We start from the raw sequence: 8,453 nt of genomic DNA on the forward strand, positions 1-8,453 counted from the left end.
CCTTTATTTTATTCAGCATCATCACGGCTCGCGCTTTATTGCGCTGGCGTTTCTGATTTTTTTTCTCTGCTGAGCAGTTCTTTGGCGGCATCCAAGGGCGCTTTGCCTTGGTATAACACTTGGTAGATTTGCTCGGTGATCGGCATTTCGACGCCCATGCGCTTCGCCAGGGTAAACACTTCTTTAGTATTGCGATAACCTTCAACCACTTGGCCGATTTCGGCCTGGGCGGTATCCACATCGCAGCCTTTACCTAAGGCTAAACCAAAGCGGCGGTTACGGGATTGGTTGTCGGTACAAGTCAACACTAGGTCGCCTAATCCAGCCATGCCCATAAAGGTGGCAGTGCTAGCGCCTAAGGCTTCGCCTAAGCGAGTTAACTCGACTAAACCACGGGTGATTAACGCCGTTCTGGCATTAGCACCAAAGCCAATACCGTCGGACATCCCCGCGCCAATGGCGATAACGTTCTTCACCGCGCCGCCTAATTGCAGGCCGATAAAGTCGTCGTTAGCGTAAACACGTAAGCGTTTAGGGCTGTGCAGCAATTCCACTAGCTCAGCGGTAAATTTAGGACAAGTGCCCGCAACCGAAATCGCCGTAGGTAACCCCATGGCTAATTCCTTCGCAAACGTCGGTCCTGACAATACCGCCAGCGGATATTGCTCGCCTAACACATCACGGGCCACATCTTGCAGCAAACGTCCGGTTTCAGGCTCGAGTCCTTTGGTCGCCCATACGATGCGAGCATCTTGGCGTAACAAAGGTTTCGCTTGGGCCAATACCGAGCCAAACACATGGCTAGGTACTACAATCAGCACATTATTGCTGGCCGCTAAAGCTTTGGCTAAGTCGGCTTCGATATGTAAACACTCAGGAAAGGCAATACCCGGCAAGAACGCTTGGTTGCATTTATCCTGAGCGAGCGTCTGCATATGGGCAGGATCGTGCCCCCACAACAAGGTCTTATGACCATTGCTGGCTAAAGAGATGGCAAGGGCGGTGCCATAAGAGCCCGCCCCTAACACCGTGATATCGGCAGAGTTTTTCATGTAATTAAGCGTTAGCTTCTTCGGCTGCGGGTGCAGCTGCTGCGGCTTGACGTTGTTGCACGTATTGTGCGAACAGAGCGTCGAAGTTTACTGGTGCTAAGTTCAGTTGTGGGAAAGTGCCACGACCCACTAAGCTACCTACAGCTTCACGCGCATATGGGAATAGGATGTTAGGGCAGTATGCGCCTAATGAGTGAGCCAGTTGTGGCTCAGTCAGACCTGCGATTGAGAAGATACCCGCTTGTTGTACTTCACACAGGAATGCAGTTTCGCCAGCGTTTTGTGCAGTCACAGTCAAAGACAGAACTACTTCGTATACGTCATCGGCTAATTTAGCGCTGCGAGTGTCTAAATCTAACTTAACTTCTGGATTCCATTCTTTTTGGAATACAGCTGGGCTGTTAGGTGTTTCGAAAGAAACATCTTTAGTGTAAACACGTTGGATGTTGAATTGTGGGGCTTGTTGTTCGTTGTTTGCTACTTCAGCCATAATTTCCTACCTATCCTATCAATGTTATGCCAGCACTTTTGTGGCTGGCTTTTTGTCAATTTAGCTCGGGCTTATTACGAGGCCTGTATTAGATCTCAGTACCGTCCCTACTTTCCCTTAACGGGTACTTGTGAAGTCAATCTAAACACTTAATAAAGCCCTTAGTGACTGCAGGATTAGTATGCCAAACAATGATGACGCTACTGCTGCACAATCAATTAACTATGCTGCACAGCGCATAACTGCCGCCGACAACTTATCTTTTGCTTTTTGAAACAGGCATATTCGCTGCCTGCCATTCACCCATACCACCTTTTAAGTTATACAGGTTTTCAAAACCTTGTTTACTTAAAAGCTGAGCCGCTTGAGACGAGGTCATGCCAGCATTGCATACCAGTATAATGGGACTACCTTTAAACTTTTCAAGGGCAGAAACCTGATTATTTTTGATATCCGCGAGCGTAACGTTAACTGCATCAACAATATGGCCCTTGCGGAATTCGTCATTAGAACGCACATCCACGACTTTGGCGTCTTGTCGGTTCACCATAATAGTGAGTTCTTGATGAGTAACATTTTTGATTTTTGAAAAGCTCGATTTGATCACACTGACCACAAGCATCACAAACAAACCCACCCAAGCCAGACTTAGCATAGTGTGAGCCTTAAAAAATTCGATATATTCTTGCATGGTTACAGCCCGTATAAATGGCGAAAAATTCGATAAGGGCACAGAGTATACCCATTGCCTTGGCAGATTGCAGCAGTTTAGTCACAGTTCTAGAACACAGCTCAGCCCTTGCGCCATCTCGCTTCTCTTGGCGCTCACAGAATTCGCTGAAATAGCCATTCGATGACCTTAATCTAGGTAAAGCGCTTTTTCGTACCCCGCTTACGTAGTAATATTTAACCAATTTCAGATTTCTTTAGCTTCCTTAAACTTTAAAGGTATCACCATGACGACAACTAAACGTCCAATCGCGTTGTTGATCCTCGATGGCTGGGGTTACCGTGAAAATACGCATATGAATGCGATTTACCACGCCAACACACCAGTACTCGACCGTCTCAACGCCCAATATGCCCACGGTTTAATTTCAGGCTCAGGCTTAGATGTAGGCTTGCCCGATGGGCAGATGGGAAACTCTGAAGTAGGCCATATCAACTTAGGTTCTGGCCGAATCGTTTACCAAGAGCTGACTCGTATCAGTAAAGCCATTGCAGATCATGAGTTTGAACAAAATCCAGCCCTTTGTGATGCCGTTGATGCGGCAGTAAAAGCTGGTGGTGCAGTGCACATTATGGGCCTGCTCTCTCCCGGTGGCGTACACAGCCATGAAGAGCATATCGAAGCCATGTGCCGCATGGCAGTAGCACGCGGTGCCACTAAAGTGTACTTACATGCCTTCTTAGATGGTCGCGATACCCCACCTCGCAGCGCCAAAGGCAGCCTAAGCCACTTTGATGATCTGTTTACTACATTGGGTCATGGTCGTATCGCCTCGATTATTGGTCGTTACTTTGCTATGGACCGCGATAACCGTTGGGACCGCGTGTCTCAGGCTTACGACCTGATCACCCAAGGCAAGGCGAAGTTCCAATACGATAACGCTGTGACCGCATTAGAAGCCGCTTATGAGCGTAACGAAAATGATGAGTTTGTGTCGTCTTCTGCCATTACCGATAGCGAAGGCAAGGTTGCCAGCTTGAACGATGGCGATGCGCTGATTTTCATGAACTTCCGCGCCGACCGTGCTCGTCAAATCACCCGCAGCTTTATCAATGCCGATTTCGACGGTTTTGAACGTGCAGTGACGCCAAAGGTTAACTTTGTAACGCTGACCGAATACGCGGCTGATATCAAAGCACCTATTGCTTATCCTTCTGAAAACCTAGTAAATACCTTAGGTGAAGTGCTGCAAAATCGTGGTCGTACTCAGTTACGTATCTCCGAAACTGAAAAATATGCCCATGTCACCTTCTTCTTCAACGGCGGTAAGGAAGAGCCATTCAACGGTGAAGATCGTATCCTGATCAACTCACCTAAAGTGGCAACCTACGACTTACAACCTGAGATGAGCTCAACCGAGCTGACGGATAAGTTAGTCGCAGCGATTGAATCCGCTAAATACGATGTGATTATCTGTAACTACCCTAACGGTGATATGGTGGGTCATACTGGCAACTTCGATGCGGCAGTTAAAGCCTGCGAAGCTGTCGATGCCTGTATAGGCCGCGTAGTTGACGCACTGGCAAAAGTGGGCGGCGAATGTATTATTACCGCCGACCACGGCAACGCCGAGCAGATGACCGACGAAACCACTGGCCAAGCCCATACGGCGCATACCAGTGAACTCGTGCCCTTTGTGTTTGTTGGCCGTGACGCCACCATAGATGAAGGCGGTAAACTGAGCGATGTCGCCCCAACGATTCTGCACCTGATGGGTGAAACCATTCCCGCAGAGATGACGGGTAAGCCCTTAATCCACGTTAAAGAGTAGTTGTTACCTAGTGAGCACTCGACTCCCCGTTAAAGCCAGCATTATTGCTGGCTTTATGATGTTATCTTTCTCGGTCTACGCTTCTGATTTGGAGAAGCGTCAGTCCGAGTTGAAATCCATCCAAGCGCAAATCAACCAACAACAAAGCGCGCTTAAAAACACCAGTAAGCAGCGGGAAAAGTTACTCGCACTGCTACGCAGCGATGAAGAGGCGATTGCGGCGGCAGTCAAAAAGGTCAATAGCACCAAAACCAGTTTGACGCAGATTGATAATACACTTGCCGAACTCAAGCAACGCCAGGAAGAGTTAGAAACCCTCAAGGTGAGCCAGCAAAATACGCTTTCAAAACAACTTGCGAGCGCCTATCTAGCCGGTAACCACGATTACACTAAGATGATGCTGAATCAGCAAAGTCCCGCCACTATTGAGCGGATGTTGGCCTATTACCAATATCTCAACAAAGCGCGGATGAAATCGATTAATGAGTTAAAACAAACCATCACAGAGCTGGATGAGATTAAAGTCACCCAAACCAGCAAGCAAAAACAATTAACTAAGTTGATGGCCGAGCAACAAGTGCAATCTAAGCGCTTGAACCAAGAACAAGATCAACGCCAATTAACCCTCAATGAATTACAGCGCACCTTAAACACTAAAGGTGCCGAACTCGAACAACTGCAAATTGAAGAGGCCAGCTTAAAACGGGTCGTTGAGCAAGCACTTAAGGCCATGCGTGACAATCCTTCGATGGAAGGCTTCGATAAACAAGGCGGTAAACTCAAATGGCCAACAAAGGGCCGTGTTACTGCTGGTTTTGGCAGCCCGAGATCGGGCCAAGTGGTGTGGAAAGGCACTATGCTCTCTGCGCCCGAAGGACAAAATATTCGCGCGGTTTCTGGCGGTAAAGTCATCTATGCCGACTGGCTTAAAGGCTTTGGTATGGTGATGGTGATAGACCATGGTAAAGGTTACATGAGCCTCTACGGCCATGCGCAGGCCCTGTTAAAAAGCCCTGGAGACATGGTCAAAACCGGTGAAGCAATTGCTTTAGTCGGACGTTCGGGTGGACAGACAGAGCCTGGCCTATACTTTGAAATAAGGTATAAGGGGCAAGCGGTCGATCCAGCCAAGTACTGTCGTTAATCAGTACTGTTGCTAAGGTAGCCGTCCCCATCAACATCGGGGACGGCTATGAAACATCTAATACGCAATATCGTCTGCCTTGGACTCGGCCTAAGCCTAGGCCTGTCCATTAGCCTCTCCAGCCAAGAGAATGCCAAATCATATCAGAGTGACTTCGACTACCCGCTATTGCAGGATGTATTAGAAACGGTCGAAACCTATTACGTTAAAACCATTTCCAAAGATGAGCTGGTGCAAGCGGCCATTAAAGGGATTTTTGAGCACTTAGATCCCTATTCCAGCTTTTTAAATCACCAAGAGTTACTCGACTTAAAAGATTCCAATCGCGGCGAATACTTCGGCTTTGGTTTTGAGGTCGCTAGCGATAAAGACCATATCAGCATTATCGCGCCCTTTGCGAACTCGCCCGCCGAACAGGCAGGTATCCAAGCGGGGGACATCATTATCAAGCTAAATAACACGCCAACCACCGAAACCAATCTTGCGGATATCCTCAATCAAATCAAACAACATAGCCTCAGCAATCAGAGTATTCACCTCACACTGAAGCACCATAATGATGACGCCCAGTTCGAGGTATCACTCAAACCAAGCACTATTACGATTCAATCTGTCGCCAGCAAATTACTGGATGGTAATATCGGCTATATTAGGCTCAGCAGCTTTCAAGAAAACTCCACCGAGAATATGGTGCGCAGTTTAAGCCAGTGGCAAAACGCGCATCTTACGGGCTTGATTTTAGATTTACGCAATAATCCCGGCGGCTTGCTGGATCAGGCAATCAAAATTGCCGACCTGTTTCTGGCTAAAGGACGAATCGTCTCTACCTCAGGCCGCTTCTTCGATGCCAATTCCGACTATTACGCCTCCCCCCAAACCATGCTGACCAATGTGCCAATGTTAGTGCTGATCAATAAAGGCTCGGCCTCCGCCTCCGAAGTCCTCGCCGCAGCACTACAAGATAATGGTCGCGCCAAGCTGCTCGGTGAAACCAGCTTCGGCAAAGGCACAGTACAAAGCCTGATCCCCATACTGAACGACGGCAATGCCATCAAGCTCACTATCGCCCAGTACAACACACCCAAAGGGGAAAACATCCACGCTATCGGCATAGTGCCAGATATCAAAGTTGCAACCGAAACTGGCTCCAATCAAAAGAATATGGCTATAATCGACGCCATCTCAGCACGAACCGATGTCAGCCAAGATAACATAGTCATTTCCGCTATTTCTTGGATACAACATCATGACTAATAAGAAGAAATAGTGCGTCTATTTTATATATTGGCCCTTTTGGCTATCAGTATTGCGCCAAGCAATGCAGCTCAAATCGCCTTAATCATCGATGATATCGGCTATCGTCACACCGACGAAGCCGTGCTTTCACTCCCCAGCGCAGTCACCTTATCGGTGCTGCCACACACGCCGCTCAGCAATAAGCTAGCCAAAGCCGCACACGCCAAAGGCCACGAGATTATGCTGCACTTACCCATGCAGGCGCTCAATGGTAAAGCCTTAGGGCTCGGCGGTTTAACCAACAAAATGAGCGAAGCACAGATACGTAGCAGTGTACTTGCTGCTATCGCCAGCGTGCCCTTCGCTAAAGGTGCCAACAATCATATGGGGAGCCTGCTGACGCAGCTCGATGATCCTATGTTATGGGTAATGGAAACGCTAAAGCAGAAGCAGCTCTACTTTGTCGATAGCATGACAACCAAATTCACTAAGGCGGGAGATAAGGCAGATTTACTCGGCGTGCCACTGCTACGACGCCAACTCTTTCTGGATAATGATGTCAGTGCAACAGCGCTGGAAAAACAGTTTAACTTGATGATAAGTCAGGCTCACGCGCAAGGCAGTTTAGTGGCCATCGCGCATCCTTACCCCGAAACCATTCACTTCTTAAAAACGAACTTAGCACGCCTAAAGGCGGAAGGAATTGAGCTAGTACCGACATCACGCTTGTTGCCCATCGAACTAGCCCATGAGAAAGGCGCTAATCCAACTGTAAGACAGAAATAGTCATATCTGGCAGCAATGCTAGCAACTCATTTCGATTGCTTACAATGTCCTCCAAGCTGTATTGATCGAGCACGCTTAAATACGCCTCAACCGCTTGGGCTAATACGCCCTTCAACTGACAGGCGGGAGTGAAGCGGCAGTAAGGTTTGCTGCAATCAATCGGTGCCAGCGAGTTCTCTAACGCACGAATGAGTTGCCCAAGATTAATCTCGCTCGCTGGTTTCCCTAAACGAAAGCCACCCATCTTACCGCGTATGGTTTCTAGATAACCTAACTTGCCTAAGTGGTGCACAATTTTCGAGACATGATTTGGTGACAAATCGAAGACCTCGGTAATCTCTGCGATCCTAAAAAGGGTTGTTCTATCGGGCTGAACCGCCAAATACATCAGCGTGCGAACACCAAAGTCGGTATAGCGTGTTAACTGCATAATTCACCTGTCAGCAATAAACTATTGAGATGTTTGAGATTCAAGGTTTGTGATCAACCAAAGCGCCTCTTCGTTAGAATCCCCACAGACATCTAAAGACGCTTCAAAATCACTACAAACCGCAGGACGATCAGGCGAGCCGAAAATCAAACACAAATTATCATCACTGAGCTGCACACAGCGCTCCCCAGCCGCCTTACCATTTGGCATTCCAGGGATCCCACTGCTAATTGAAGGTGCAATACAACAAGCACCACAGCCTAGGCGACAATTCATTTTATTACTCGTAAAAATTGGTAAACATTATACCGTTTAATTTATCTGTGGGCAGAAACACAGTTCAATACTGCCAAGTGGCGCACAACCACCTCACCCACAAATGAAAAACTGACCAGTCCAACCGTAAAAATAAGCCGTCTATCATAACGAAAACGACTCAATTCTTTTAATAAAAATGATGGTATCAGAATAGCTTACAAGAATGAGACAGAGTACAACACCGCTGATAGTTAGTCTGAGTAGATTTATCCGGCGAATAAACGAAAAAAGCCTCATCTTTCGATGAGGCTTATTTCTTTATGTTGGCGGAGCGGACGGGACTCGAACCCGCGACCCCCGGCGTGACAGGCCGGTATTCTAACCAACTGAACTACCGCTCCTTTAACTTAACGTTTGCACATTAAGCTAAATTAGGCGCTTGGCGATGACCTACTCTCACATGGGGAGACCCCACACTACCATCGGCGCGATTGCGTTTCACTTCTGAGTTCGGGATGGGATCAGGTGGGACCACAATGCTATTGTCACCAAGCAA

At 47.9% G+C, this 8,453-nt stretch carries 9 protein-coding genes, 1 tRNA gene and 1 rRNA gene; 4 read left to right on the forward strand and 7 right to left on the reverse strand.

Annotated elements, in window-relative coordinates:
• Positions 1 to 35: 35 nt before the first annotated feature.
• The 3 genes from gpsA to MMG82_RS06785 all read right to left on the reverse strand — a co-directional run bounded on the left by gpsA (position 36) and on the right by MMG82_RS06785 (position 2,233).
• Positions 36 to 1,052, reverse strand: a complete 1,017-nt coding sequence (gene gpsA / locus MMG82_RS06775; RefSeq protein ID WP_037431152.1) for an NAD(P)H-dependent glycerol-3-phosphate dehydrogenase — start codon at positions 1,050 to 1,052, stop codon at positions 36 to 38.
• A 4-nt stretch (positions 1,053 to 1,056) separates the two neighbouring features.
• The gene (gene secB / locus MMG82_RS06780; protein ID WP_011620882.1) at positions 1,057 to 1,542 is read right to left on the reverse strand and encodes a protein-export chaperone SecB; all 486 of its coding nucleotides are present in this window, start codon (positions 1,540 to 1,542) and stop codon (positions 1,057 to 1,059) included.
• 256 nt (positions 1,543 to 1,798) lie between these two features.
• Positions 1,799 to 2,233 (reverse strand): rhodanese-like domain-containing protein, encoded by a 435-nt coding sequence (locus MMG82_RS06785; RefSeq protein WP_037414466.1) that lies wholly within the window; start codon positions 2,231 to 2,233, stop codon positions 1,799 to 1,801.
• Between the two features lie 265 nt (positions 2,234 to 2,498).
• On the opposite strand from MMG82_RS06785, the gene gpmM reads away from it, so the two are divergent.
• The 4 genes from gpmM to MMG82_RS06805 are packed head-to-tail and all read left to right on the forward strand — an operon-like array spanning position 2,499 to position 7,209.
• On the forward strand, positions 2,499 to 4,043 hold the full coding sequence (gene gpmM, locus MMG82_RS06790; protein WP_037431153.1) for a 2,3-bisphosphoglycerate-independent phosphoglycerate mutase: 1,545 nt from the start codon (positions 2,499 to 2,501) through the stop codon (positions 4,041 to 4,043).
• Positions 4,044 to 4,053: 10 nt separating this feature from the next.
• Positions 4,054 to 5,187, forward strand: coding sequence for a peptidoglycan DD-metalloendopeptidase family protein (locus MMG82_RS06795; RefSeq protein ID WP_047539598.1), 1,134 nt, complete (start codon positions 4,054 to 4,056; stop codon positions 5,185 to 5,187).
• Positions 5,188 to 5,235: 48 nt separating this feature from the next.
• Positions 5,236 to 6,441, forward strand: a complete 1,206-nt coding sequence (locus MMG82_RS06800; RefSeq protein WP_047539596.1) for a S41 family peptidase — start codon at positions 5,236 to 5,238, stop codon at positions 6,439 to 6,441.
• Positions 6,442 to 6,453: 12 nt separating this feature from the next.
• Positions 6,454 to 7,209 (forward strand): divergent polysaccharide deacetylase family protein, encoded by a 756-nt coding sequence (locus MMG82_RS06805; RefSeq protein WP_037431157.1) that lies wholly within the window; start codon positions 6,454 to 6,456, stop codon positions 7,207 to 7,209.
• Here the strand turns inward: MMG82_RS06805 and MMG82_RS06810 are convergent.
• From MMG82_RS06810 to rrf, 4 genes are all read right to left on the reverse strand, one after another.
• Positions 7,184 to 7,639 carry an Rrf2 family transcriptional regulator gene (locus MMG82_RS06810; RefSeq protein WP_037431159.1) on the reverse strand — a complete coding sequence of 152 codons (456 nt, stop codon included), beginning with the start codon at positions 7,637 to 7,639 and terminating at the stop codon, positions 7,184 to 7,186. The genes MMG82_RS06805 and MMG82_RS06810 overlap by 26 nt on opposite strands.
• A 21-nt stretch (positions 7,640 to 7,660) precedes the next feature.
• On the reverse strand, positions 7,661 to 7,915 hold the full coding sequence (locus MMG82_RS06815) for a YkgJ family cysteine cluster protein (protein ID WP_011624688.1): 255 nt from the start codon (positions 7,913 to 7,915) through the stop codon (positions 7,661 to 7,663).
• Between the two features lie 306 nt (positions 7,916 to 8,221).
• Positions 8,222 to 8,298, reverse strand: a tRNA-Asp gene (locus MMG82_RS06820).
• Between the two features lie 36 nt (positions 8,299 to 8,334).
• A 5S ribosomal RNA gene (gene rrf / locus MMG82_RS06825) occupies positions 8,335 to 8,450 on the reverse strand.
• Positions 8,451 to 8,453 lie beyond the last annotated feature (3 nt).

Origin of the sequence: Shewanella sp. MM_2022_3 (assembly GCF_022557375.1) — a bacterium.
Taxonomy (GTDB): Bacteria; Pseudomonadota; Gammaproteobacteria; order Enterobacterales; family Shewanellaceae; genus Shewanella; species Shewanella xiamenensis.

What these genes read in the sequence shown, in the direction of transcription:
- gpsA (WP_037431152.1), bottom strand. Translation starts at nt 1,052, where the DNA reads ATGAAAAACTCTGCCGATATCACGGTGTTAGGGGCGGGCTCTTATGGC.
- secB (WP_011620882.1), bottom strand. Translation starts at nt 1,542, where the DNA reads ATGGCTGAAGTAGCAAACAACGAACAACAAGCCCCACAATTCAACATC.
- MMG82_RS06785 (WP_037414466.1), bottom strand. Translation starts at nt 2,233, where the DNA reads ATGCAAGAATATATCGAATTTTTTAAGGCTCACACTATGCTAAGTCTG.
- gpmM (WP_037431153.1), top strand. Translation starts at nt 2,499, where the DNA reads ATGACGACAACTAAACGTCCAATCGCGTTGTTGATCCTCGATGGCTGG.
- MMG82_RS06800 (WP_047539596.1), top strand. Translation starts at nt 5,236, where the DNA reads ATGAAACATCTAATACGCAATATCGTCTGCCTTGGACTCGGCCTAAGC.
- MMG82_RS06810 (WP_037431159.1), bottom strand. Translation starts at nt 7,639, where the DNA reads ATGCAGTTAACACGCTATACCGACTTTGGTGTTCGCACGCTGATGTAT.
- MMG82_RS06815 (WP_011624688.1), bottom strand. Translation starts at nt 7,915, where the DNA reads ATGAATTGTCGCCTAGGCTGTGGTGCTTGTTGTATTGCACCTTCAATT.